This is a genomic window from Pseudomonas sp. W5-01, assembly GCF_046540435.1.
GTDB classification, from domain to species: domain Bacteria; phylum Pseudomonadota; class Gammaproteobacteria; order Pseudomonadales; family Pseudomonadaceae; genus Aquipseudomonas; species Aquipseudomonas graminis_B.
On sequence record NZ_JAXCIP010000005.1, the window covers coordinates 411,975 to 436,716 of the forward strand.

At 57.0% G+C, this 24,742-nt stretch carries 24 protein-coding genes; 3 read left to right on the forward strand and 21 right to left on the reverse strand.

Going from position 1 to position 24,742, the window contains the following annotated elements:
- Positions 1-141 precede the first annotated feature (141 nt).
- The 21 genes from glmS to rpmH all read right to left on the reverse strand — a co-directional run bounded on the left by glmS (position 142) and on the right by rpmH (position 20,366).
- Positions 142-1,977 carry a glutamine--fructose-6-phosphate transaminase (isomerizing) gene (glmS, locus tag SLW75_RS18650; protein WP_410935131.1) on the reverse strand — a complete coding sequence of 612 codons (1,836 nt, stop codon included), beginning with the start codon at positions 1,975-1,977 and terminating at the stop codon, positions 142-144.
- A 9-nt stretch (positions 1,978-1,986) separates the two neighbouring features.
- Positions 1,987-2,757 (reverse strand): DeoR/GlpR family DNA-binding transcription regulator, encoded by a 771-nt coding sequence (locus SLW75_RS18655; protein ID WP_208600742.1) that lies wholly within the window; start codon positions 2,755-2,757, stop codon positions 1,987-1,989.
- A 176-nt stretch (positions 2,758-2,933) separates the two neighbouring features.
- Complete coding sequence (gene glmU / locus SLW75_RS18660) at positions 2,934-4,301, reverse strand: bifunctional UDP-N-acetylglucosamine diphosphorylase/glucosamine-1-phosphate N-acetyltransferase GlmU (RefSeq protein ID WP_410935132.1); 1,368 nt, start codon at positions 4,299-4,301, stop codon at positions 2,934-2,936.
- 121 nt (positions 4,302-4,422) lie between these two features.
- Positions 4,423-4,848: a F0F1 ATP synthase subunit epsilon gene (locus SLW75_RS18665; RefSeq protein WP_037016911.1), complete on the reverse strand. Its 426-nt coding sequence runs from the start codon at positions 4,846-4,848 to the stop codon at positions 4,423-4,425.
- 44 nt (positions 4,849-4,892) lie between these two features.
- On the reverse strand, positions 4,893-6,269 hold the full coding sequence (gene atpD, locus SLW75_RS18670; protein WP_065988059.1) for a F0F1 ATP synthase subunit beta: 1,377 nt from the start codon (positions 6,267-6,269) through the stop codon (positions 4,893-4,895).
- Between the two features lie 28 nt (positions 6,270-6,297).
- Positions 6,298-7,158 (reverse strand): F0F1 ATP synthase subunit gamma, encoded by an 861-nt coding sequence (gene atpG / locus SLW75_RS18675; protein ID WP_037016916.1) that lies wholly within the window; start codon positions 7,156-7,158, stop codon positions 6,298-6,300.
- Between the two features lie 50 nt (positions 7,159-7,208).
- Positions 7,209-8,753 (reverse strand): F0F1 ATP synthase subunit alpha, encoded by a 1,545-nt coding sequence (gene atpA, locus SLW75_RS18680; RefSeq protein ID WP_065988057.1) that lies wholly within the window; start codon positions 8,751-8,753, stop codon positions 7,209-7,211.
- Positions 8,754-8,774: 21 nt separating this feature from the next.
- Complete coding sequence (locus SLW75_RS18685) at positions 8,775-9,311, reverse strand: F0F1 ATP synthase subunit delta (RefSeq protein WP_037016920.1); 537 nt, start codon at positions 9,309-9,311, stop codon at positions 8,775-8,777.
- Between the two features lie 12 nt (positions 9,312-9,323).
- Positions 9,324-9,794, reverse strand: coding sequence for a F0F1 ATP synthase subunit B (locus SLW75_RS18690; protein WP_065988056.1), 471 nt, complete (start codon positions 9,792-9,794; stop codon positions 9,324-9,326).
- Positions 9,795-9,851: 57 nt separating this feature from the next.
- Positions 9,852-10,109, reverse strand: a complete 258-nt coding sequence (gene atpE / locus SLW75_RS18695; protein WP_002555987.1) for a F0F1 ATP synthase subunit C — start codon at positions 10,107-10,109, stop codon at positions 9,852-9,854.
- A gap of 137 nt (positions 10,110-10,246) precedes the next feature.
- Positions 10,247-11,116, reverse strand: coding sequence for a F0F1 ATP synthase subunit A (gene atpB, locus SLW75_RS18700; protein ID WP_065988055.1), 870 nt, complete (start codon positions 11,114-11,116; stop codon positions 10,247-10,249).
- A 16-nt stretch (positions 11,117-11,132) separates the two neighbouring features.
- Complete coding sequence (locus SLW75_RS18705) at positions 11,133-11,540, reverse strand: F0F1 ATP synthase subunit I (RefSeq protein WP_410935133.1); 408 nt, start codon at positions 11,538-11,540, stop codon at positions 11,133-11,135.
- Positions 11,541-11,686: 146 nt separating this feature from the next.
- A complete protein-coding gene (locus SLW75_RS18710) occupies positions 11,687-12,559 on the reverse strand; it encodes a ParB/RepB/Spo0J family partition protein (protein WP_065988052.1) in 873 nt (290 codons plus the stop codon).
- A gap of 9 nt (positions 12,560-12,568) precedes the next feature.
- Positions 12,569-13,363 (reverse strand): ParA family protein, encoded by a 795-nt coding sequence (locus SLW75_RS18715; protein WP_065988051.1) that lies wholly within the window; start codon positions 13,361-13,363, stop codon positions 12,569-12,571.
- An 18-nt stretch (positions 13,364-13,381) separates the two neighbouring features.
- On the reverse strand, positions 13,382-14,017 hold the full coding sequence (gene rsmG, locus SLW75_RS18720) for a 16S rRNA (guanine(527)-N(7))-methyltransferase RsmG (RefSeq protein WP_192130998.1): 636 nt from the start codon (positions 14,015-14,017) through the stop codon (positions 13,382-13,384).
- 5 nt (positions 14,018-14,022) lie between these two features.
- A complete protein-coding gene (mnmG, locus tag SLW75_RS18725) occupies positions 14,023-15,921 on the reverse strand; it encodes a tRNA uridine-5-carboxymethylaminomethyl(34) synthesis enzyme MnmG (RefSeq protein WP_410935134.1) in 1,899 nt (632 codons plus the stop codon).
- A gap of 523 nt (positions 15,922-16,444) precedes the next feature.
- The gene (gene mnmE, locus SLW75_RS18730) at positions 16,445-17,815 is read right to left on the reverse strand and encodes a tRNA uridine-5-carboxymethylaminomethyl(34) synthesis GTPase MnmE (RefSeq protein WP_410935135.1); all 1,371 of its coding nucleotides are present in this window, start codon (positions 17,813-17,815) and stop codon (positions 16,445-16,447) included.
- 78 nt (positions 17,816-17,893) lie between these two features.
- Positions 17,894-19,573, reverse strand: coding sequence for a membrane protein insertase YidC (gene yidC / locus SLW75_RS18735; protein ID WP_410935136.1), 1,680 nt, complete (start codon positions 19,571-19,573; stop codon positions 17,894-17,896).
- A gap of 2 nt (positions 19,574-19,575) precedes the next feature.
- Positions 19,576-19,821, reverse strand: coding sequence for a membrane protein insertion efficiency factor YidD (yidD, locus tag SLW75_RS18740; protein ID WP_074886126.1), 246 nt, complete (start codon positions 19,819-19,821; stop codon positions 19,576-19,578).
- Positions 19,814-20,215 (reverse strand): ribonuclease P protein component, encoded by a 402-nt coding sequence (rnpA, locus tag SLW75_RS18745; RefSeq protein WP_065988273.1) that lies wholly within the window; start codon positions 20,213-20,215, stop codon positions 19,814-19,816. Before rnpA ends, yidD begins: the two co-directional genes overlap by 8 nt.
- A 16-nt stretch (positions 20,216-20,231) precedes the next feature.
- Complete coding sequence (rpmH, locus tag SLW75_RS18750) at positions 20,232-20,366, reverse strand: 50S ribosomal protein L34 (RefSeq protein ID WP_002551315.1); 135 nt, start codon at positions 20,364-20,366, stop codon at positions 20,232-20,234.
- Between the two features lie 584 nt (positions 20,367-20,950).
- Between rpmH and dnaA the strand changes: the two genes are divergently transcribed.
- From dnaA to recF, 3 genes are read left to right on the forward strand one after another with little or no spacing between them, the layout of a single operon-like run.
- Positions 20,951-22,486 (forward strand): chromosomal replication initiator protein DnaA, encoded by a 1,536-nt coding sequence (dnaA, locus tag SLW75_RS18755; RefSeq protein WP_410929744.1) that lies wholly within the window; start codon positions 20,951-20,953, stop codon positions 22,484-22,486.
- Between the two features lie 35 nt (positions 22,487-22,521).
- Complete coding sequence (dnaN, locus tag SLW75_RS18760; protein ID WP_065988045.1) at positions 22,522-23,625, forward strand: DNA polymerase III subunit beta; 1,104 nt, start codon at positions 22,522-22,524, stop codon at positions 23,623-23,625.
- Between the two features lie 13 nt (positions 23,626-23,638).
- Positions 23,639-24,742, forward strand: a complete 1,104-nt coding sequence (gene recF / locus SLW75_RS18765; protein WP_065988043.1) for a DNA replication/repair protein RecF — start codon at positions 23,639-23,641, stop codon at positions 24,740-24,742.

Here is a 24,742-nt window from a genome sequence, read left to right on the forward strand (position 1 = left end):
TGAAGTGCGTTCCGAGCACGGTGGCCCGGAAAATCGTCACCGGCTCCTCAATCGGGGAATTCGAAGGCGCCAGCGACAGACTTTATTTATTTCCGACAGACTTTATTTCGTAGCTTCAAATAAAAGTATGCTGTGGATAACTTATTCCACCGTCACAGACTTCGCCAAGTTACGCGGCTGATCCACGTCCGTCCCCTTCAGCACTGCCACGTAATACGAAAGCAGTTGCAGCGGGATGGTGTAGAGAATCGGCGTCAGTGCATCGAGGATATGGGGCATGGAAACCACATGGGTGCCCTCTCCGTTGACCAGCCCGGCCTGTTCGTCCGCGAAGACGATCAGCTCGCCGCCCCGGGCCCGCACTTCCTGCAGGTTGGATTTCAGCTTCTCCAGCAGCTCGTTGTTTGGTGCCACGGTGACAACAGGCATGTCGCTGTCCACCAAGGCCAACGGGCCGTGTTTCAGTTCGCCGGCCGGATAGGCTTCAGCGTGGATGTAGGAGATCTCCTTGAGCTTCAACGCCCCTTCCATCGCCACCGGGAATTGCGCGCCACGGCCCAGGAACAGGGTGTGATTTTTCTCGGCGAACAGTTCGGCAATTTTCTCCACCGTCGTGTCCATTGCCAGTGCTTCACCCAAGCGGGTCGGCAGGCGGCGCAGTTCTTCAACCAGTTCTGCTTCCACGCCAGCTTCCAGCGTGCCTTTGACCTGACCCAGTGACAACGTCAGCAACATCAGCGCGACCAACTGGGTGGTGAACGCCTTGGTCGACGCGACGCCGATTTCCGGGCCGGCCTGAGTGAGCAGGGTCAGATCGGACTCACGCACCAGCGAACTGATGCCCACGTTGCAGATCGCCAGGCTGGCAAGAAAACCCAGTTCCTTGGCGTTGCGCAGCGCGGCCAAGGTGTCAGCCGTCTCGCCGGACTGGGAGATCGAAACGAACAGCGTGTCCGGCTGGACCACGACTTTGCGGTAGCGGAATTCGCTGGCCACCTCGACCTGGCAGGGAATACCAGCCAAGCCTTCGAGCCAGTAACGCGCGACCATGCCGGCGTGATAGCTGGTGCCACAGGCGACGATTTGCACGTTGCGTACTTTAGCGAACAGCTCCGCCGCTTGCGGCCCGAATGCCTGCACCAGAACCTGCTGCTGACCGAGGCGGCCTTCCAGGGTGCGCTGCACGACTTTTGGCTGCTCGTGGATTTCCTTGAGCATAAAGTGGCGGTACTCGCCTTTGTCCGCCGCTTCTGCGCCCTCGTGGTACTGAACGGTCTCCCGCTCGACGGGCAGGCCGGAGGCGTCCCAGATCTGCACGCTGTCGCGGCGGATCTCGGCGATGTCGCCCTCTTCCAGGTACATGAAGCGATCGGTCACCTGACGCAACGCCAGTTGATCGGAGGCGAGGAAGTTTTCCCCAAGGCCCAGACCCACCACCAGCGGGCTGCCACTGCGAGCGGCAATCAGGCGATCCGGTTGCTGTGCGCTGATGACCGCAAGACCATACGCGCCGTGCAGTTCTTTGACCGTAGCCTTCAAGGCAGCGGCCAGGTCAGGGGTGTCCCGCAGTTTGTGGTGCAGCAGGTGGACAATGACCTCGGTGTCCGTGTCAGACGTGAACACGTAACCCAGACCCTTCAAGCGCTCGCGAAGCGGCTCATGGTTTTCGATGATGCCGTTGTGCACCACCGCCAGTTGCTCGTTGGAGAAATGCGGGTGCGCGTTGTGCTCCAGCGGCGCGCCATGGGTCGCCCAACGGGTGTGGGCAATGCCGAGGCGTCCTGTCACCGGTTCGCCGGCAAGAGCCCGCTCCAGTTCGTTCACCTTGCCGACTCGACGACGACGCTCGAGCACGCCGGCGTTGTTGAATAACGCTACGCCAGCGCTGTCGTAGCCCCGGTATTCCAGGCGCTTGAGGCCCTCCAGCAGGATCGCAGTCACATTCCGTTCAGCAACAGCGCCGACAATTCCACACATGGTCTTCTCCTAGGAAACAGCAGCGCAAATCAAGGTTACGCCGCGAGCCTGAATTTGTTCGCGTGCCTCTTGAGGCAGGCGGTCATCGGTAATGAGGGTATGGACGCTGCTCCAGGGCAGCTCCAGATTGGGAATCTTGCGCCCGACCTTGTCGGCCTCGACCATCACGATCACTTCCCGGGCGACTTCGGCCATCACCCGGCTGAGGCCGAGCAGTTCGTTGAATGTGGTTGTACCGCGGGTCAGATCAATGCCATCGGCACCGATAAACAGCTGATCAAAATCGTAGGAACGCAGCACCTGCTCTGCCACCTGGCCCTGAAACGACTCTGAATGCGGGTCCCACGTGCCGCCGGTCATCAGCAGGACCGGTTCGTGCTCCAGTTCACCCAGCGCGTTGGCGACATGCAGTGAATTGGTCATCACCACGAGGCCCGGCTGCAACCCCAGCTCCGGGATCATCGCAGCCGTTGTACTGCCGCTGTCGATGATGATCCGTGCGTGTTCCCGAATGCGGGCAACCGCCGCGCGTGCGATGGCTTGTTTGAACCTGGAAACGGGCTGGCCGGGTTCGCCGATCAATTCCTGGGGCATCGGGATGGCGCCGCCGTAACGACGAAGCAACAACCCGTTGCTTTCGAGCGCAGCCAGATCCTTCCGGACCGTCACCTCGGAGGTCTCAAAGCGCTTGGCCAACTCATCCACACTTACCTCGCCCCGCTCATTGAGCAAAGCAAGGATGTTATGGCGGCGCTGGGGCGTATTACGTTTCGACATGATGATCTTAAGTTTCGATTCGAAAGTTAACGATCGCAATGAAAGCTCAACGAAAGATATACGTCAAGGGGAGAGAGGCGTTTCTAGAGAAGGAATCAGGGATTTGCTTGAACGGATGCCATCCAAGACCCGGCATCGGCTGCTTGTCTGGCAAGCAGCCGAACAGACCTGTGGATAACTTAGTCTTTCTTGATTTTCACCGGACGCTTCCAGCCTTCTATGTTGCGTTGACGCGCACGGGCGACCGCAAGCTGTTCGGCGGGTACATCCTGATTGATGGCAGAGCCGGCGGCAGTGCTCGCGCCCGACGCGATATGCACAGGGGCCACCAGCGAATTGTTCGAGCCAATGAACACGTCTTCGCCCATCACCGTCTTGTGCTTGTTCGCGCCATCGTAGTTGCACGTAATGGTGCCTGCCCCGATGTTGGTACGCGCGCCGATGACCGCGTCACCCAGGTAGGTCAGATGACCCGCCTTCGCACCCTCGCCCAGATGAGCATTCTTCAATTCTACGAAGTTACCCACGTGGGCGCGGGCGTCGAGCACACTGCCTGGGCGCAGACGAGCGAAAGGCCCCGCATCCGCGCCTTCGCCCACGATTGCGCCTTCCAGGTGACTGTTTGCCTTGATGATTGCGCCTTTGCGCAAGGTGCTGTCCTTGATCACGCAGTTTGGCCCGATCGAAACGTCGTCTTCGATCACCACTCGCCCTTCAAGGATGACGTTCACGTCGATCATTACGTCGCGGCCCGTGGTGACGTCGCCACGAACGTCGAAACGCGCCGGGTCCCGAAGGGTGACGCCCAACGCCATGAGTCGGAGGGCTTCGCGCTGCTGGTAATGACGCTCGAGCTCGGCAAGCTGTTTACGATCATTGGCGCCCTGCACTTCCATCGCATCTTCAGGCTGTGCGGTGGCGACTACCAAGCCATCGCTGACGGCCATCGCGATAACATCGGTCAGGTAATACTCACCTTGAGCATTGTTGTTGGAAAGGCGGCCCAGCCAGTCGGCCAGGTGCTTGCCCGGTACTGCGAGTATTCCGGTGTTCCCTTCCTTGATAGCCTTCTGCGCTTCCGTTGCATCCTTGTGCTCGACGATGGCAGTGACGCGGTGCTCCGTGTCACGAACAATCCGACCGTAGCCGGTTGGGTCATCCAGCGTGACTGTCAGCAGGCCCAGTTGCTGATCGTTTACCAGGGCAAGCAAGCGGTGCAAGGTCTCCACGTTTATGAGCGGGACGTCGCCGTAAAGAATCAGGACAGTTTCGGCGGTCAATACCGGCAGCGCTTGCGCGACTGCATGGCCTGTCCCCAATTGTTTGTCCTGCAGAACAAAACTCAGATCATCGCTGGCCAGTTGCTCGCGGACCCGCTCGGCGCCATGCCCGATAACCACATGAATGCCTTGGGGTGAAAGCTGCCGTGCGCTATGGATAACATGACCGAGCATCGATTTACCGGCCACAGGATGCAACACCTTGGGCAGAGCAGAACGCATGCGAGTGCCCTGACCCGCAGCAAGAATGACGATATCGAGAGACATGAAGGGATTCCAGACGAGCAGGCCACATTAGCCAGGCTGATGATTCGGGCGAGAAAGCCGAAAAAAGAAAAAGGGTAGCCGAGGCTACCCTTTTACTCAATCGCGCAACGAGACTTCGGGGTTAGCCGCCGAACTTCTTGCGAATTTGCTGAACGGTGCGCAGCTGAGCCGCGGCCTCCGCCAGACGTGCAGCAGCAGATCCGTAATCGAAATCTGCGCCTTTTTCATTCAGAGCACGCTCGGCAGCCTTGACGGCTTCCTGAGCTGAGGCTTCGTCCAGATCAGCAGCGCGTTGCACGGTATCGGCAAGCACTTTGACCATGTTCGGTTGAACCTCAAGGAAACCACCGGAGATGTAAAACACCTCGGCTTCGCCACCCTGCTTGATCAGGCGGATCGGACCTGGCTTCAGATCGGTGATCAACGGTGCGTGACCTGGAGCAATACCGATATCACCCAGGTTACCGTGTGCAATCACCATCTCGACCAGACCGGAGAAAATCTCTCCTTCCGCGCTGACGATATCGCAATGGACTGTCATAGCCATTTGCCTGCCTCAACCTGATTAGCGCCCGTTGCCGGGCGCCTGGATTACAGTTTCTTGGCTTTCTCGATCGCTTCTTCGATGCCGCCGACCATGTAAAACGCCTGTTCAGGCAGATGGTCGTAGTCACCGGCGAGGATGCCTTTGAAGCCAGCAATGGTGTCTTTCAGGGAAACGTATTTACCCGAGGCACCGGTGAAGACTTCAGCCACGAAGAACGGCTGCGACAGGAAGCGCTGAATCTTACGAGCGCGGGATACCAACTGCTTGTCGGTTTCCGACAGCTCGTCCATACCCAGGATCGCGATGATGTCTTTCAGCTCTTTGTAACGCTGCAGAACATACTGAACGCCGCGAGCGGTGTCGTAATGCTCCTGACCGATGACGTTCGGGTCCAGCTGGCGCGAAGTCGAGTCCAGTGGATCGACCGCTGGGTAGATACCCAGGGATGCGATGTCACGGGACAGAACGACAGTGGCGTCCAAGTGAGCAAACGTTGTAGCTGGCGATGGGTCAGTCAAGTCATCCGCCGGTACGTATACCGCCTGGATCGAAGTGATCGAGCCTTCCTTGGTCGAAGTGATGCGCTCTTGAAGCACGCCCATCTCTTCAGCCAGCGTCGGCTGGTAACCTACTGCAGACGGCATACGGCCCAGCAGTGCGGATACTTCAGTACCGGCCAGTGTGTAACGGTAGATGTTGTCGACGAACAACAGAACGTCGTTACCTTCGTCACGGAACTTCTCAGCCATGGTCAGGCCAGTCAGGGCGACGCGCAGACGGTTACCCGGCGGCTCGTTCATCTGACCGTAGACCAGCGCTACTTTGTCCAGAACGTTGGAGTCCTTCATCTCGTGGTAGAAGTCGTTACCCTCACGGGTACGCTCGCCCACACCGGCGAACACGGAATAACCGCTGTGCTCGATGGCGATGTTACGGATCAGTTCCATCATGTTTACGGTCTTGCCGACACCGGCACCACCGAACAGACCGACTTTACCGCCTTTGGCAAACGGGCAAACCAGGTCGATGACCTTGATGCCGGTTTCCAGGAGGTCGTTGCCGCCAGCCTGATCAGCGAACGAAGGTGCAGGACGGTGAATGCCCCAGCGCTCTTCGGTCTCGATCGGGCCCGCTTCGTCGATCGGGTTGCCCAGTACGTCCATGATCCGGCCCAGCGTCGCTTTACCGACCGGTACGGAGATGGCTGCGCCGCTGTCGATAACGTCCAGACCGCGCTTCAAGCCTTCGGTGGAACCCATCGCAATGGTACGAACTACGCCGTCGCCCAGCTGCTGCTGAACTTCCAGAGTAGTTTCCGCGCCTTGTACTTTCAGCGCGTTGTAGATGCTCGGTACGCTGTCGCGTGGAAATTCCACGTCGATCACGGCGCCGATGATTTGAACGATACGTCCGCTACTCATTAGCTGGATCCTCTGAATATTTGAACCGTTAAACCGCGGCAGCGCCGCCGACGATTTCCGAGATCTCTTGGGTGATCGCTGCCTGACGCGCCTTGTTGTAGATCAGCTGCAAATCGCTGATCAGATCACCGGCGTTGTCAGTGGCGTTCTTCATCGCGATCATCCGCGCAGCCTGTTCAGCCGCGTTGTTCTCGACCACCGCCTGATAGACCTGCGACTCCACGTAACGGACCATCAAGCCGTCTAGCAGCTCTTTGGCGTCGGGTTCGTACAGGTAATCCCAGTGGTGCTTGAGTTCTTGATCCTGGGTCGCGACCAACGGAATCAACTGCTCGACCGTTGGCTGCTGAGTCATGGTGTTGATGAACTTGTTGGACACCACGGACAGGCGGTCAATACGGCCCTCCAGGTAAGCGTCCAGCATCACCTTGACGCTGCCGATCAAATCGTTGATCGACGGCTCTTCGCCCAAGTGGCTGATCGCAGCGACGACGTTACCGCCGAAGTTGCGGAAAAACGCCGCACCTTTGCTGCCGACCACGCACAGATCGATCTCTACGCCGTTTTCACGGTTCTTCGCCATGTCCTTGACCAAAGCCTTGAACAGGTTGGTATTCAAGCCACCACACAGACCACGGTCACTGCTCACCACGACGTAACCGACGCGCTTTACTTCGCGCTCGATCATGAAGGGATGACGGTATTCCGGGTTAGCGTTGGCGAGATGACCAATCACCTGGCGGATGCGCTCCGCGTAAGGACGGCTAGCAGCCATGCGCATTTGAGCCTTGCGCATTTTACTGACCGCCACTTTTTCCATGGCGCTGGTGATCTTTTGCGTGCTTTTGATGCTCGCAATCTTGCTGCGAATCTCTTTTGCGCCTGCCATGTAACACCTATCAGGTTAGCAAGCGGGAACCTCGCGGCTCCCGCTGCGGCTTACCAGGTTTGGGTGGCCTTGAACTTCTCGATACCGGCTTTCAGGCCAGAATCGATTTCGTCATTGAAGTCACCCTTCACGTTGATCTTCGCCATCAAATCGGCGTGATCTCGGTTGAAGTAAGCAATCAGCGCTTGTTCAAAGCTGCCAACCTTGGCGATTTCGACGTCAGTCAGGAACCCACGCTCAGCGGCATACAGCGACAGCGACATGTCAGCGATCGACATTGGCGCATATTGCTTCTGCTTCATCAGCTCGGTCACGCGCTGACCATGCTCAAGTTGCTTACGGGTCGCTTCGTCCAGATCAGAGGCGAACTGGGCAAATGCTGCCAGTTCACGGTACTGAGCCAGAGCGGTACGGATACCACCGGAGAGCTTCTTGATGATCTTGGTCTGAGCGGCACCACCCACACGGGATACCGAAACACCGGCGTTCACTGCCGGGCGGATGCCGGAGTTGAACATGGCCGATTCCAGGAAGATCTGACCGTCAGTGATGGAAATCACGTTGGTCGGAACGAACGCGGAAACGTCGCCAGCCTGGGTTTCGATGATCGGCAATGCGGTCAGGGAACCGGTTTTGCCGGTCACTGCGCCATTGGTGAACTTCTCTACGTACTCTTCCGAAACGCGGGATGCACGCTCCAGCAGACGGGAGTGGAGATAGAACACGTCGCCTGGGTAAGCTTCACGGCCTGGTGGACGGCGCAGGAGCAGGGAGATCTGGCGATAAGCCACGGCCTGCTTGGACAGATCGTCATAAACGATCAGTGCGTCTTCACCGCGGTCGCGGAAGTACTCGCCCATGGTGCAACCGGCATACGGAGCCAGGAATTGCAGCGCAGGAGATTCCGAAGCACTGGCCGCCACGATGATCGTGTTGGCCAGAGCGCCGTTTTCTTCCAGCTTGCGAACAACGTTGGCGATGGTCGATTGCTTCTGACCGATTGCTACGTAGACGCAGAAAATACCGCTGTTCTTCTGGTTGATGATCGCGTCGATCGCCAGAGCGGTTTTACCGATCTGACGGTCGCCGATGATCAGCTCACGCTGGCCACGGCCTACGGGGATCATCGCATCGACAGCCTTGTAGCCAGTCTGTACAGGCTGGTCTACCGACTTACGCCAGATCACGCCTGGAGCAACTTTCTCGACCGCATCGGTCTCGGTGTTGTTCAGCGGACCTTTGCCGTCGACAGGGTTGCCCAGTGCGTCGACCACGCGACCCAGGAGTTCCTTACCAACCGGAACTTCCAGGATGCGGCCGGTGCACTTGGCACTCATGCCTTCAGCCAGAGAGGTGTAAGCGCCCAGTACGACAGCACCCACGGAGTCTTGCTCCAGGTTCAGTGCCATACCGTAAACGCCGCCCGGGAACTCGATCATTTCGCCGTACATAGCGTCGGCGAGACCGTGAATCCGCACGATACCGTCAGACACGCTGACGACAGTGCCTTCGTTTCGGGCTTGGGAGGCTACATCGAGGTTCTCGATGCGGCCCTTGATGATTTCACTTATTTCGGAAGGATTGAGTTGCTGCATTGCTCTGCTGCCCCTTCAAACTCAAGATTTCAATGCTTCGGCTAGTTGCGCGAGTTTGCCGCGAACTGAGCCATCGATAACCAGGTCGCCGGCGCGGATGATGACACCACCTATCAGGGCAGCATCCTCCGCAGCGTGCAGGCGCACTTCCCGGCCGAGCCGTGCACTGAGAACCTTGGCGAGTTTGTCTTGCTGTTCTTGGTTCAATGCGAAGGCACTGGTTACATCCACATCTACCGATTTTTCCTGTTCGGCCTTGTAAAGCTCGAACAGTTCGGAGATCTCCGGCAGAAGCTGGAGACGGTCGTTTTCAGCAACGACGTGAATGAAATTCTGTGCCTTGGCATCGAACTTGTCGCCGCACACTTCAATAAAAGTGGCGGCCTTGTCTGCGCTCGTCAGTCGCGGGGCCTTGAGCATGCGCTGCATCGTGTCGTCTTGCGACACTGCAGCAGCCAGGCCGAGCATGGCTGACCAATTGGCCAGTTGCTGGTGCGCCTGTGCATGCTCGAAGGCTGCCTTAGCGTAAGGTCGGGCCAACGTGGTCAGTTCTGCCATGATCGCCCTCGCTTAAATTTCAGCAGCCAGTTTGTTTACCAGCTCCGCGTGCGCGTTTTGATCGATTGTGGCACCCAGGATCTTCTCTGCGCCGTTGACTGCCAGGCTACCCAGTTGGGCGCGCAGCGCGTCTTTGACGCCGTTCAGTTCCTGTTCGATCTCGGCCTGAGCCTGAGCCTTGATGCGGTCAGCTTCGACGCGAGCCTGTTCACGGGCTTCGTCGACAATCTGGGTACCGCGTTTCTTGGCTTGCTCAATGATCTCAGCTGCCTGAGCCTTAGCTTCGCGCAGTTGCTGACCCACTTTATCTTGGGCCAGCTCCAGGTCGCGAGCTGCTCGTGTAGCAGCGTCCAGTCCATCCGCAATCTTCTTCTGACGTTCGTGCAAAGCCGCGATGACCGGAGGCCACACGAACTTCATGCAGAACAGCACAAAAATGAAGAACGCAACGGACTGGCCAATCAGGGTTGCATTAATGTTCACGCCAACACCTCGCTCGTTCGTTGTCCATCACACCAATCAACTCGAAAATTCGAGTGATCAGCCAGCGAGTTGACCAACGAAGGGGTTCGCAAAAGTGAAGAACAGAGCGATACCAACACCGATCATGGTCACGGCGTCGAGCAGACCAGCCACGATGAACATTTTAACTTGCAGCATTGGAACCATTTCCGGTTGACGCGCAGCGCCTTCCAGGAATTTACCGCCCAGCAGGCCGAAACCGATTGCAGTACCCAGTGCGCCCAGGCCGATCAGCAGTGCAACAGCGATAGCAGTTAGACCAACTACAGTTTCCATCTTTCCTCCCGACTTTTACGTCGTATTGGTTAGGTTTTCTTAGATTAAAGCGGTAAAGCAAAATCGTTTCTTACATCAAGCCCTCGCGGGCACCCCCTCACCGAAGCAAGGGGATCATCAGACTCGCCAGGCGGGTCTCAATGGTTATCTTCGTGAGCCATCGACAGGTACACGATGGTCAGCATCATGAAGATGAACGCTTGCAGGGTGATGATCAGGATGTGGAACACAGCCCACGCCCATTGCAGGACCACGCCCAGACCGCTGAGCCACAGCAGGCCGCTGCCGAACATGACCGCGATCAGAATGAACACCAGCTCACCCGCGTACATGTTGCCGAACAGTCGCAGTGCCAGGGAGATCGGCTTGGCCACCAGAGTCACGAATTCAAGCAGGAAGTTCACCGGAATCAACAGAGCCTGAACGAAAATGTTCTTGCTGCCGAACGGGTGCAGGGTCAATTCGCCGATGAAGCCGCCGATACCCTTGATCTTGATGCTGTAAAAAATGATCAGCGCGAATACGGAGAGTGCCATACCCAGCGTCGCGTTCGGATCGGTTGTCGAGACGGCGCGGAAAGGAATGTGGTGATCACCGGTGACCATGATTGCCAACTGCGGGATCCAGTCGACAGGAATCAAGTCGACGGCGTTCATGAGGAACACCCAGGCAAAGATGGTCAATGCCAGAGGAGCGATCACGGCGCTACGGCCATGGAAGCTGTCTCGAACGCTGCCATCGACGAACTCGACGAGGACTTCAACGAAGTTTTGCAACGCGCCCGGCTGGCCGGAAGTCGCCTTTTTTGCGGCCATACGGAAGATAAGGACGAAAATCAGACCCAGTGCGACCGACCAGCCGAGGGTATCGACGTGGAAAGCCCAAAAGCCCATTTCTTTTGCTTCCGCCGCAGAATGCGCGAAGCCCCAACTGCCGTCAGGCAAATGACCAAAGGTCAAATTCTGCAAGTGGTGCTGGATATAGCCCGAAGCTGTCTGCTCTGCCATGGTTGCCTCAAACGCCCTAAGGTCTCGAAAGTCTTGTTTTCAGTAGCAGGGGCGCAAACCAACTGACCAGTTGGGTCAGTATGAATACGCCGAAAACCGCCAGCGGAGCCAGCGGCTTTACTCCTGCAAACGTCAGTGCAAAAAGCACTGCCGTAAAAATCAGCTTGCCTGCCTCGCCGGCGTAGAACGACCGAACGATGGCCTGCGCTGCCCTGGCCCCGGAGTACCGGAATGCCTTATGAGCAAAATACAAATTCGGCAGCCAGGCTATCAGGCCTCCGCAAAGCCCCGAATACCCGGCCACGACACCATGCCACTGCCAAATCGCCAGCGCAGCCCCGAGAAGGACAATCAACTGAGCCAGCAAGATCGGGAAAACAGCCAGGCGATGGAATGGCAAGCGGTTTGGCGTGCGTGTCTCCATCACATGGGCTCCTCGTGAGCCGGCCGCCAAAATCAATAACTTGGCATAAATTGTGCCGACAAAATGCGCGCAGAGTATAGGGGCGGTTCAGCCCCTATTCAACTGCCAGGTAGTGATTTCCGACTACGCGCTACGCATGATTTGTTTCAGCGAATGTGGGCGAGCACACCCTGCAGCTCATCCAGAGAGTTATAACGGATAACCAACTGACCTTTGCCCTTCTGTCCATGGCGGATTTGCACCGCGGAGCCCAGCCGCTCGGCGAGGCGCTGCTCCAGACGTGTGATGTCAGGATCGGCCTTCACTGGCTCCGCAGCGTCCTGCTTGCCGCTGAGCCACTGGCGAACCAGTGCCTCGGTCTGACGCACAGTCAGACCGCGTGCGACAACGTGTCGCGCCCCATCAACCTGCTGATCTTCGGGTAGACCCAGCAGCGCACGGGCGTGGCCCATCTCCAGATCACCATGGGAAAGCATTGTCTTGATCGCTTCCGGCAATGCGATCAGTCGCAGCAGATTCGCGACGCTGACTCGCGATTTACCCACCGCCTCGGCCACTTGCTGTTGGGTCAGCTGAAATTCCTGCTGCAGACGCTGCAGTGCAATCGCTTCCTCGATCGGATTCAAGTCTTCGCGCTGAATGTTCTCGATCAGCGCCATCGCGATGGCCGCTTCATCAGGCACGTCGCGCACCATGGCAGGGATGGTTTCGATCCCTGCCTGCTGGCTCGCGCGCCAGCGGCGCTCTCCTGCGATGATTTCGAAGCGGTTGTCAGCAATCGGACGGACCACGATCGGCTGCATCACCCCTTGCGCCTTGATCGAGTTCGCCAGTTCTTCCAATGCCTGGGGATCCATATCACGACGCGGCTGATATTTGCCTCGTTGAATAAGGTCCAGCGGAATGTGCTGAAGCTCGCGCTCACTGGCCTTCACCGCCTGTTCTTCCAGGGCGGTGACGGTGGGGCTGCTCAGCAGTGCGTCCAGCCCACGTCCGAGTCCACGTTTCTTGACGGCCATGGAATTTCCTTAAGTGGGCTGGGCCGCGGCACGACTGCCGCGACGTTGGCGACGCACCATCTCGCCCGCAAGCGCCAGGTAAGCCAGCGCGCCGCGAGATGTCTTGTCGTACGCCAATGCCGGCATGCCGAAGCTGGGCGCCTCAGCCAGTCGAATATTGCGCGGGATAACGGTGTCGTACAGCTGGTCGCCAAAGTGCTCTTTTAGCTGCGCCGAAACATCGTTGATCAGGCTGAGCCGCGGGTCGTACATGGTCCGTAGCAAGCCTTCGATCTTGAGTTGAGGGTTGAGTAACTCACCGATGCGCTTGATGTTATCCACAAGGTCGCTCAAACCTTCGAGCGCGAAATACTCGCACTGCATGGGGATAATGACGCCATCGGCCGCAACCAGTGCATTCAGCGTCAGCATCGAAAGCGATGGAGGGCAGTCGATGAGGATGTAATCGTAATTCTCACGGATGGGCGCCAGTGCCGAACGCAGACGCGATTCCTTCATCTGCATTTCGAGCAGGACCACCTCGGCAGCCGTCAAATCACGGTTTGCCGGCAGCAGCTGATAGCCCCCGTGTTCGGAAAAGTGCATGGCCTGATTCAGGTCGCATTCGCCAATCAGCAAATCGTAGACCGAATGCTCGAGCGCATGCTTATCCACACCGCTGCCCATGGTGGCATTGCCTTGCGGATCGAGATCGATCAACAGCACCCGACGCTTGGTAGCCACCAGCGAAGCCGCGAGGTTGATGCAGGTTGTGGTCTTACCCACCCCCCCTTTTTGGTTCGCTATCGCGAATACCTTAGCCATTCTTGCGTGTGTTCCCTGTCATGCCGTGCGGCGCAGTATCAGCAGATGCCGTTGACCTTGGCAACCGGGTACGGCCAAGGCTTGCGCGCTTTCCAGATGAAAATCTGCGGGCAATGCTACCAGTTCATCCACCGGATGCAGACCCTTCATTGCCAACCAGCGCGTTTCACCGTCGCCCATGTGCCGAGTCCACTGAGTAAAGTCTTCCAGGCTGCTGAAAGCGCGGGAGATGATGCCGTTGAACGGCAGCTCAGGCTGGAATGCTTCGGCACGGCTGTGGATAACTTCAAGATTGGCCAGCGCCAGCTCGAGTTTGACCTGCGTCAGAAACCGAGTCTTTTTGCCGTTGCTGTCCAGCACGGTGACTTTCATCTCTGGAAACAGGATGGCCAGCGGGATACCCGGCATCCCGCCGCCACTGCCGACATCCAGCTGACGCTCACCTTCGATGAAACGCACCACGCTCAAGCTGTCCAGCAGATGGCGAGAGACCATCTCATCCGGATCACGAACTGCGGTCAGGTTGTAGGCCTTGTTCCACTTGATCAGCAAGGCCAGATACGCCAGCAACTGACTATGTTGGCTCTCGCTCAAATCGACGCCGAGCTCTCGAGCGCCGAGCGTCAGCTCTTCTGCGTGCTGCGGGGAAACCATCGAACTCAAGCGCTTTGCTCCAACTGACGGCCCGCGCCGCGTTTTTTCAAATGAATCATCAACAGAGAAATCGCCGCCGGGGTAACGCCGGGAATCCGCGAGGCTTGGCCTAGGGTTTCCGGACGAGTTATCCCCAGCTTGCTCTGGATTTCTTTGGACAGACCGGAAATCCCGGTGTAGTCGATGTCAGCAGGGAGTCGAGTATTTTCGCTGGCACGCAGACGAGTGATTTCATCTTGCTGACGGTCGATGTAACCGGCGTACTTGGTCTTGATTTCGACCTGTTCAGCGACCTGCGGGTCAGGCGAGCCGTGGCCGGTCAGCGCAACCAGGCTGGCGTAATCCACTTCGGGGCGGCTCAGCAGATTCAGCAGATTGTATTCGTGGGTCAATGGCGTGCCGAAGTGCGCCGAGACCGCATCGCCCTGCTCGGTACCCGGACGAATCCAGGTGGACTTCAGGCGTTGTTCTTCCAGCTCGATGCCCTCACGCTTGGCACAGAACGCCGCCCAGCGGGCGTCGTCGACCAACCCCAGCGCCCGACCCTGTTCAGTCAGACGCAAGTCCGCGTTGTCTTCGCGCAAAATCAGCCGGTATTCGGCGCGCGAGGTGAACATCCGGTACGGCTCTTGTGTGCCCAGCGTAATCAGGTCATCCACCAGCACGCCGATGTAAGCTTCATCGCGACGCGGACACCAGCTGTCCTTGCCTTGAGCCCTGAGGGCCGCGTTGGCACCGGCGAGCAAACCTTGCGCACCGGCTTCTTCGTAACCGGTCGTGCCGTTGATCTGGCCTGCAAAGAACAAACCACCGATAACCTTGGTTTCAAGGCTGTACTTCAGGTCGCGCGGGTCGAAGTAGTCGTACTCGATGGCATAGCCAGGCCGAACAATGTGGGCGTTTTCCATCCCGCGAATAGACCGGACGATCTGGAGCTGTACATCGAACGGCAGCGAGGTCGATATACCGTTTGGATAAAGCTCATGGGTCGTCAAACCTTCCGGTTCGATAAACACCTGATGGCTTTCCTTGTCGGCAAAACGATGGATCTTGTCCTCAATCGACGGGCAATAGCGCGGGCCGACCCCTTCGATCTCCCCGGCAGCAGAATACATCGGCGACCGATCCAGATTCGCAGCGATGATTTCGTGGGTCCGAGCGTTGGTGTGGGTAATCCAGCAACTGACTTGGCTCGGGTGCTGGGCCTTGGAGCCCATGAACGACATCACGGGGATCGGCGTATCGCCCGGCTGTTCTGTCATCACCGAGAAATCCACAGATCGGCCATCGATGCGCGGAGGTGTGCCCGTTTTCAGACGGCCCACTCTCAGCGGGAGCTCACGGAGCCTGCGTGCAAGCGCAATGGATGGCGGATCACCGGCGCGACCGCCTGAATAGTTCTGTAGACCAATGTGGATAAGTCCGCCCAGAAAGGTACCTGTGGTGAGAACCACGGAGTCGGCCATAAACCGCAGGCCCATCTGAGTCACTACGCCGCGCACCTGGTCTTGCTCAACGATCAGGTCATCGCATGCCTGCTGGAATACCCAGAGGTTGGGCTGGTTTTCAATAATTTCCCTGACCGCCGCCTTGTACAACACCCGGTCAGCCTGGGCACGCGTTGCCCGGACAGCTGGGCCTTTGCGGCCATTGAGCACGCGGAACTGAATACCACTTTTGTCGGTGGCCGTTGCCATTGCTCCGCCAAGCGCATCGATCTCTTTGACCAGATGACTTTTACCGATGCCACCAATGGCCGGGTTGCAACTCATTTGGCCGAGGGTTTCCACGTTGTGCGTAAGCAGCAGGGTGGTAGCACCCATACGTGCGGACGCCAGTGCTGCCTCGGTACCGGCATGACCGCCGCCGATGACGATCACTTGAAAACGGGAAGGGAAATCCACCACGCACCTCGTGCCTGTTGATTGGGGGGAATAGGAATGGCGGCAAGTATAGGGACTTACCCCCCCTTAAGAAACCCGTTGCGCAAAATCTAACCAGCTGTGGATGAATAGCGGTTATAGAAATTAAAAAGAAAGAAATTTATAAGATCTTTGTTTTTATGTTTATTTCTACTGAGCACCCTTTCTGTGGATAAAGTCATGTGGGCCTTTATCTACGTGCTGTACAGAGAATCAAAACCCTGTGTCCATGTGACCAAGAGACCTTTGGATAACGGGTCTAAGCCTGTGGATTAAATGAACAGTTGTCCACAGGCACGATTATCCTCAGGTCAGACGCCTGTTTATCAACCGAGCTCAGTTGCGGTTATGCACAGGGCTTATCCGAGCATTCAGGTGCTGAACGGTTAAATTCGAGGTGCACTTATCCGCCGGCACGCTGATCGGAAGTCACGAAAAGTGGGATGAGTGAATCGATATGAGGCAGGTCCGGAGAGGTTGACCTGCCTGGGGATAGGGCGTGGTGCTATTTGCCGATGCAAAAGCTGGAGAAAATCCGCCCCAATAAGTCGTCCGAGCTGAAGGCGCCGGTAATTTCGCCAAGGGACTGCTGGGCTTGGCGCAGGTCCTCGGCAAGTAGCTCACCCGCGCCGGCTAAGGTCAGCTGCGAGCGTCCATGCTCGAGAGAAGCACTTGCCGTGTGCAACGCCTCAAGATGGCGCCGGCGTGCACTGAAGCTTCCCTCGGCTGTTTGCTGATACCCCATGCACGCCTTCAGATGCTCGCGCAAAAGCTCCACACCTTCCCCACCGGCCTTTGCACTCAGGCTGATGGTCACGTGGCCATCGACGCTGGTCACCAGTTCCACTGGTTCGTCGCTCAAGTCCACCTTGTTACGAATCAGGGTGACATGGGCCGGGTCAGGCCGTTGATCGAGGAACTCTGGCCACAGTGCAAAGGGATCGCTGGCCTCGGGCGCCGTTGCATCGACCACCAACAAAATGCGATCTGCCTGGCCTATCGCCTGAAGCGCGCGTTGAACGCCTATCTTTTCCACCTGATCGTCGGTATCACGCAGACCGGCAGTGTCCACAACATGAAGTGGCATCCCGTCAATGTGGATATGTTCACGGAGGACATCCCGGGTTGTGCCGGCAATCTCAGTTACGATCGCCGCTTCTTTACCCGCCAGTGCATTCAGGAGACTGGATTTACCGGCATTGGGCCTGCCGGCGATAACCACATTCATGCCATCCCTGAGTAAGGCTCCCTGATTGGCCTCATGCAACACTGTGGATAACTGATTGCGTACGTTATCCAACATGGTCAGCACGTGACCGTCCGCGAGAAAGTCGATTTCCTCCTCTGGAAAGTCGATGGCCGCTTCAACGTAAACGCGCAGGCTGATGAGTTTCTCAGTGAGCTCATGCACTCGCTGGGAAAATGCACCCTGCAGCGACCTTAAGGCGTTACGCGCAGCTTGCGCAGAACTCGCCTCAATGAGGTCCGCGATCGCCTCGGCTTGGGCCAGGTCAAGCTTGTCATTGAGAAATGCGCGTTCGCTGAATTCACCCGGCCGTGCCAGGCGGCACCCCAGCTGCACACAACGCTGCAGCAACATATCCAGAACCACAGGCCCACCATGCCCCTGAAGCTCGAGCACATCCTCCCCGGTGAACGAGTGAGGTCCTGAAAAATAAAGACCAATACCCTCGTCAATCACTTCGCCGCTTTCTCCCTTGAAAGCGCCGTAATGTGCGTAACGAGGCTGTGGCAATTTGCCAAGAATCATCTCGGCGCATTTGCAAGCTTTCGGGCCGGAAATACGGACGATACCCACGCCTCCTCGTCCTGGAGCCGTTGCAATGGCCGCAATGGTTTCTGACAGAACATTCATGGACCGACTCCTGGACAACCGACGGATAGCAAAACGCCCCACTAGGGGGCGTTTTGAATAACTTGTTAAAAGGATAGATCAGGCTTCAGCTTTCTTGGCTTTCGCTTCGATGCTGCGGGTGATGTACCACTGCTGGGTAATGGACAAGGTGTTGTTCACAACCCAGTACAGCACCAGACCAGCCGGGAACCACAGGAAGAAGAACGTGAAGATGATTGGCATCAGCTTCATGACCTTGGCCTGCATCGGGTCCGGCGGCGTCGGGTTCAAACGCTGCTGGATGAACATGGTAGCGCCCATGATGATCGGCAGAATAAAGAACGGGTCTTTGATCGACAGGTCGGTTATCCACAGCAGCCACGGCGCCTGGCGCATCTCGACGCTTTCAAGCAGTACCCAGTACAGCGACAGGAACACCGGCATCTGTACCAGAATCGGCAAGCATCCACCCAACGGGTTGATCTTCTCTTTCTTGTACAGCTCCATCATCGACTGAGAAAGCTTCTGACGATCGTCGCCATGCTGCTCTTTCAACGCGGCCAAGCGCGGAGCGACTGCACGCATGCGTGCCATCGACTTGTAACTGGCCGCCGACAGAGGGAAGAAAAGCCCTTTGATCAGCATGGTCAGGAAGATGATCGACCAGCCCCAGTTGCCCACGATGCTGTGGATATGTTGCAGTAGCCAGAAAATAGGCTGGGCAATAAACCACAGAATCCCGTAATCCACCGTCAATTCCAGACCTGGGGACAACTCCTTCAGGACTGCCTGACTCTTCGGCCCGGCGTAAAGCGTTGTAGTGGTCTCGGCTTTTGCGCCAGGTGCGACTGTCAGTGCCGGGCCGGTGAAGCCGATGATGTAATTGCCGGCACTGTCCTTACGGGTGGTGACGGTGTTGCTATCAGTTTTGTTCGGAATCCAGGCGGTCACGAAGTAATGCTGCAACCAGGCAACCCAACCACCCTGAACGGTGTCCTTCACCGAACCTTTGTCGATGTCCTTCATGGAAACCTTTTTGTAAGGTTCCGAAGGAGTCCACATCGCAGCACCCAGATAGGTGGCCGTGCCAGTGGCAGTCGTCGAGGATGGGTCAGCGCTCGAATCACGTTTCAGCTGTGCGAACAGGTTACCGTTCCAAGGCTGGGCGCTCTGGTTGTCAATCACGTAAGAAACGGTCAGGTCATACAGACCGCGTTTGAACGTAAAGCGCTTGATGTAGTTGACGCCGCCGTCGCTGAATTTCAGGTCGACGACCAAGTCGTTCTGACCATCAGTCAACTGGTAGCTTTTCTGCGTAGCCGAGTAGACCGGGCGACCAGTGGCTCGGGCATCAGGGCCGTTTGCGCCAGTCAGACCGCTCTGAGCGAGAAAGATCCGTTCGCCGCCGTTATCGAACAGCTGGAAAGGAATCTCGGGATGATCCTGACGGCGTGGATAAAGTGGCAAACGAAGCTGCACCACGTCGCCGCCGACCGGATCGATTTCCAGATTAAGGACGTCTGTCTTCACCTGGATCAGATCTTTGCTGGTAGCCACCGGCATTTCCGCCGGCGCAGCCACTTCGCCGGTAGCGCTAGGAACGTCTGCATTGGCAGTCGCTGAACCTTGCGGAGCATCAGGAATAGCGGATGTATTGGTGTTGGCAGCAACATTCTGACTCGGCAAGGCAGCCTGACCATAGTCCTGGTTCCATTTCAGGACACCGACATAGGTCACGATTGCCAGGGCGACGATCAGGATCGTGCGTTTAATATCCATGATTACTCGGCCATCGAAGAGGAACGGGAGGTGGGAGCAGGTGGAACCGGGTCATAACCACCGGGATTCCACGGATGACACCGACCTAAGCGACGTAAGGTCAGCCAGCCACCACGCACCAGACCATAATTCTCAATGGCCTCGTACGCGTAGCAGGAGCAACTGGGGTAGAAACGACAGTGACTGGCCATCAGAGGACTGATGGCATAGCGGTAAAACTGGATCGGAACGAGCGCCAGTTTACGCATCAGTACTGTCTACCCCCGCAGTTTCGGTTTTAAGTTCGGGATCGGGCCGGCTGCGCGCCAGACGTTTCCAGAGCTTGCCGAAATGCTGAATCAATTCGGGGTTTTCAATATCACCCAAGCCTTTGCGTGCAACGACGACGATATCCCATCCGACCAGGTTGTCCTGGTGAAGGCGAAACGACTCACGCATCAGGCGTTTCAAACGGTTGCGCTCGACGGAGAGCTTCACGCTCTTCTTTCCGATCACCAGCCCTAGACGGGGATGATCAAGGTCGTTGTTGCGCACAAGGAGCAGGAGATTTTTTCCCGGAACCTTGCCGGTGGGGGAGTCAAAGACTGCCTTGAAATGCCGGGGTGTCAGCAAACGCTTTTCCCGACTGAAGTCCTGACTCACCACCTGTGCCGATTAATCAAACTGCCAGACGCTTACGGCCTTTGGCGCGACGACGCGACAGAACTGCGCGACCGTTTTTGGTGGCCATACGAGCACGGAAACCGTGGGTGCGAGCGCGCTTGATAGTGCTGGGTTGGAAAGTACGTTTCATGGCGTGTTACCTGGTTCGTCCACAACGGGCCGGAATGGCCCCCGTTTTAAGAGACCGGGGATTCTAGAGAAAGCGGGCCCGCAGGTCAATTTCCAACCAATGTTTCTTGCATTTAGTTCCTGGGTCCATTTCGTCGACAGCGATCTATCCGTCGGTACATTCTTGGGACGTAGATATAGAAATAAAGAAGGAAGGTATTTAAAGCTTCTTTGTAAAGCTTATAAAAGCTTAGGGAGAGGATTTCTGTGGATAAACCGCTGCAGACCACGTACTGCTTGATGTACAGAGGAATGAAAGTCTGTCCACAAGCAGTGCCGCAGCTGTGCGACGGCTGGCGACAAGCTGTGCATAGAAGGGTTACTTATCCACAGCTGCTTTATCCACAGACTTCAACGCATCGTTATGCAGAGAGCTAACCCTCGGTTATCCACAGAGCTTAACTATCCACCGGCTGTCGTCTTTTTAGGCGCTTTGTGCAGGCTTTCGTGCGCTGGCGCTCTACCTTCGTGTGGATAAGTCAGCTACGGGTGGTTACAATGGCCGCTTGTTTTTGCCACGCCGGCTTCAGAATCTAGGGGATATTTGTGTCAGTGGAACTTTGGCAGCAATGCGTTGAGCTTTTGCGCGATGAGCTGCCTGCCCAGCAATTCAACACCTGGATCCGACCTTTACAAGTTGAAGCCGAAGGCGACGAATTGCGCGTGTATGCGCCCAACCGGTTTGTGCTGGACTGGGTGAATGAGAAGTACCTGGGTCGATTGCTCGAGTTGCTGGGCGAGCATGGCCAGGGAATTGCGCCGGCGCTGTCCTTATTAATAGGCAGCAAGCGCAGCTCTGCTCCACGCGCCGCTCCGAACGCTCCGCTTGCAGCAGCGGCTGCCGCTTCTCAGGCCGCCGAGTTGGCAGCCACCAGCGAAGCACCGGCTGTAGCACGAGCGCCGCAGTCCGTAGCGACGCCTGCTCCGATGATTCAGACCTCATTGAATGTCGAGGATGAGCCTTCCAGGGCGAGCTTCGATCCGATGGCTGGCGCCAGTTCTCAGCAAGCTCCTGCGCGCGCCGAGCAGCGTAATGTTCAGGTTGAGGGAGCGCTGAAGCACACCAGCTATCTGAACAGGACCTTCACGTTCGAGAACTTTGTCGAAGGTAAATCGAACCAACTGGCGCGGGCTGCTGCCTGGCAGGTAGCGGACAATCCTAAGCATGGGTACAACCCGCTCTTCCTTTACGGAGGTGTGGGTCTGGGTAAAACCCACTTGATGCATGCTGTGGGTAACCACCTGCTCAAGAAGAATCCGAACGCCAAAGTCGTGTATCTGCACTCCGAGCGATTCGTGGCGGATATGGTCAAGGCGCTACAGCTCAATGCCATTAATGAGTTCAAACGCTTCTATCGCTCCGTCGACGCACTATTGATTGATGACATTCAATTTTTTGCGCGCAAGGAACGTTCTCAGGAAGAGTTTTTCCACACCTTCAACGCCCTTCTCGAAGGCGGTCAGCAGGTTATTCTCACGAGTGACCGCTACCCCAAGGAAATCGAAGGCCTTGAAGAGCGACTCAAGTCACGCTTCGGCTGGGGTCTGACGGTGGCAGTCGAGCCACCGGAACTTGAAACACGCGTGGCGATTTTGATGAAGAAGGCGGATCAGGCGAAAGTCGATCTGCCTCACGACGCCGCATTTTTTATCGCGCAGCGAATCCGCTCCAATGTGCGTGAGCTTGAGGGTGCGCTGAAGCGCGTCATCGCTCACTCACACTTCATGGGTCGGGACATCACGATCGAGCTGATCCGTGAATCGCTGAAAGATTTGCTCGCGCTGCAGGACAAACTGGTGAGTGTGGATAACATTCAGCGGACTGTTGCTGAGTACTACAAGATAAAGATCTCCGACCTGCTTTCCAAACGCCGCTCCAGGTCTGTTGCGCGACCGCGACAAGTGGCGATGGCATTGTCAAAGGAGCTGACCAATCACAGCCTTCCTGAAATCGGCGATGTGTTTGGCGGCCGGGACCACACAACGGTCTTGCATGCATGCCGGAAGATCAATGAGCTTAAAGAATCCGATGCGGACATCCGCGAGGACTACAAGAACCTGCTGCGGACTTTGACAACGTAATGCCGACGCAGCTTATCAAGGCAAGGGACTAGACCATGCATTTCACCATTCAACGCGAAGCCCTGTTGAAACCCCTGCAACTGGTCGCGGGCGTCGTTGAACGCCGTCAGACCTTGCCGGTTCTTTCGAACGTGCTACTGGTCGTGGAGGGCCAGCAGCTGTCTTTGACTGGTACTGACCTCGAAGTCGAGCTGGTCGGCCGCGTGCAGTTGGAAGAGCCTGCAGAGCCTGGCGAGATCACGGTTCCTGCGCGCAAGCTGATGGACATCTGCAAAAGCATTCCGAATGACGCGCTCATCGACATCAAGCTCGACGAGCAAAAGCTGATCGTCAAAGCGGGCCGCAGCCGTTTCACGCTTTCGACCCTGCCTGCCAACGACTTTCCTACCGTCGAAGAAGGCCCGGGTTCGCTTACATTCAGCCTCGTTCAAAGCAAATTGCGCCGGTTAATCGAGCGCACCAGCTTTGCAATGGCCCAGCAGGACGTTCGCTACTACCTTAACGGTATGCTGCTTGAGGTTCAGTCGGGCATTCTGCGCGCGGTTGCAACCGACGGGCACCGTCTTGCGATGTGTTCCATGGCCGCCGAGATCGAGCAGGCTGACCGTCATCAGGTAATCGTGCCGCGTAAGGGCATCCTGGAATTGGCCCGGTTACTGACCGAGCAAGATGGCCTGGTCAGTATCGTATTGGGTCAACATCACATTCGTGCAACCACGGGTGAGTTCACGTTCACGTCCAAGCTGGTTGACGGTAAATTCCCGGACTATGAGCGAGTACTTCCCAAGGGCGGCGACAAGCTCGTCGTGGGTGATCGTCAGGCATTGCGGGAAGCGTTCAGCCGTACCGCGATTCTCTCGAACGAGAAGTACCGGGGCATTCGCCTTCAACTGGCCAACGGTCAGTTGAAGATTCAAGCGAATAACCCGGAGCAGGAAGAGGCCGAGGAAGAAATCAGCGTCGACTACAATGGCAGCTCTCTCGAGATCGGATTCAACGTGAGCTATCTGCTCGACGTACTGGGTGTCATGACCACGGAGCAAGTCCGTCTGATTCTCTCTGATTCCAACAGCAGTGCTTTGGTGCAGGAATCCGGTAATGACGACTCGGCCTATGTCGTTATGCCGATGCGTCTGTAACAGCAGTTGATCAATGTCTCTTAGCCGCGTCTCGGTCACCGGGGTGCGCAATCTGCACCCGGTGACCTTCTCTCCTTCTCCCCGCATCAACATCCTGTATGGCGCCAACGGCAGTGGGAAAACCAGTGTCCTTGAAGCGATTTATCTTCTCGGCTTGGCGCGCTCATTCCGCAGTGTACGGCTGCAGCCGGTCATTCAATATGAGCAACCTGCGTGCACAGTCTTTGGCCAGGTAGAACTCGCCGAAGGCGGCCACAGCAGCCTTGGCATTTCCCGCGATCGTCAGGGAGATTTCCAGATTCGTATCGACGGCCAAAACGCCAAAAGCGCCGCGCAACTTGCCGAGACTCTGCCGCTGCAACTGATCAACCCCGACAGCTTTCGTCTCCTTGAAGGCGCTCCTAAAATTCGTCGTCAGTTCCTGGATTGGGGAGTGTTCCACGTGGAACCTCGTTTCATGTCGACTTGGCAGCGGCTCCAGAAGGCCCTGAGGCAGCGGAACTCGTGGCTTCGGCATGGTACACTTGACGCCGCTTCGCAGGCCGCTTGGGACCGTGAGCTGTGTCTTGCTAGCGATGAAATTGATGAGTTTCGGCGCGCTTATATCAAAGCGTTGAAACCTGTGTTCGAGCAAACTCTGAGTGAGCTTGTTCAGATCGATGGGCTGACGCTTAGTTACTATCGAGGATGGGACAAGGAAAAAAACCTGAGTGACGTGCTGGCATCTTCGCTTTACCGCGATCAGCAGATGGGTCACACGCAAGCGGGACCCCAACGTGCAGATCTACGCCTGCGGCTAGGCGGACACAACGCGGCGGATATCCTTTCCCGTGGGCAGCAGAAACTTGTGGTCTGCGCCCTTCGCATTGCGCAGGGACATTTAGTCAGCACGGCTCGTCGTGGCCAATGTATTTACCTCGTCGACGATCTGCCATCGGAGCTCGATGAGAATCACCGCGGTGCGCTATGTCGCCTGCTGGAAGAATTACGCTGCCAGGTATTTATCACCTGCGTAGATCATGAATTGTTGAGGGAAGGCTGGCAGACGGAAACGCCAGTTGCTTTGTTCCACGTGGAACACGGCAATATCACCCAGACCCACGACCACCGGGAGTGA

Coding starts and splice junctions, on each gene's coding strand:
- glmS (WP_410935131.1), bottom strand. CDS start 1,977: ATGTGTGGAATTGTCGGCGCTGTTGCTGAACGGAATGTGACTGCGATC.
- glmU (WP_410935132.1), bottom strand. CDS start 4,301: ATGTCTCTCGATATCGTCATTCTTGCTGCGGGTCAGGGCACTCGCATG.
- SLW75_RS18665 (WP_037016911.1), bottom strand. CDS start 4,848: ATGGCTATGACAGTCCATTGCGATATCGTCAGCGCGGAAGGAGAGATT.
- atpD (WP_065988059.1), bottom strand. CDS start 6,269: ATGAGTAGCGGACGTATCGTTCAAATCATCGGCGCCGTGATCGACGTG.
- atpG (WP_037016916.1), bottom strand. CDS start 7,158: ATGGCAGGCGCAAAAGAGATTCGCAGCAAGATTGCGAGCATCAAAAGC.
- atpA (WP_065988057.1), bottom strand. CDS start 8,753: ATGCAGCAACTCAATCCTTCCGAAATAAGTGAAATCATCAAGGGCCGC.
- SLW75_RS18685 (WP_037016920.1), bottom strand. CDS start 9,311: ATGGCAGAACTGACCACGTTGGCCCGACCTTACGCTAAGGCAGCCTTC.
- atpE (WP_002555987.1), bottom strand. CDS start 10,109: ATGGAAACTGTAGTTGGTCTAACTGCTATCGCTGTTGCACTGCTGATC.
- atpB (WP_065988055.1), bottom strand. CDS start 11,116: ATGGCAGAGCAGACAGCTTCGGGCTATATCCAGCACCACTTGCAGAAT.
- SLW75_RS18705 (WP_410935133.1), bottom strand. CDS start 11,540: ATGGAGACACGCACGCCAAACCGCTTGCCATTCCATCGCCTGGCTGTT.
- SLW75_RS18710 (WP_065988052.1), bottom strand. CDS start 12,559: ATGGCCGTCAAGAAACGTGGACTCGGACGTGGGCTGGACGCACTGCTG.
- SLW75_RS18715 (WP_065988051.1), bottom strand. CDS start 13,363: ATGGCTAAGGTATTCGCGATAGCGAACCAAAAAGGGGGGGTGGGTAAG.
- rsmG (WP_192130998.1), bottom strand. CDS start 14,017: ATGGTTTCCCCGCAGCACGCAGAAGAGCTGACGCTCGGCGCTCGAGAG.
- mnmE (WP_410935135.1), bottom strand. CDS start 17,815: ATGAATGTTCTGTCAGAAACCATTGCGGCCATTGCAACGGCTCCAGGA.
- yidC (WP_410935136.1), bottom strand. CDS start 19,573: ATGGATATTAAACGCACGATCCTGATCGTCGCCCTGGCAATCGTGACC.
- yidD (WP_074886126.1), bottom strand. CDS start 19,821: ATGCGTAAACTGGCGCTCGTTCCGATCCAGTTTTACCGCTATGCCATC.
- rpmH (WP_002551315.1), bottom strand. CDS start 20,366: ATGAAACGTACTTTCCAACCCAGCACTATCAAGCGCGCTCGCACCCAC.
- dnaN (WP_065988045.1), top strand. CDS start 22,522: ATGCATTTCACCATTCAACGCGAAGCCCTGTTGAAACCCCTGCAACTG.
- recF (WP_065988043.1), top strand. CDS start 23,639: ATGTCTCTTAGCCGCGTCTCGGTCACCGGGGTGCGCAATCTGCACCCG.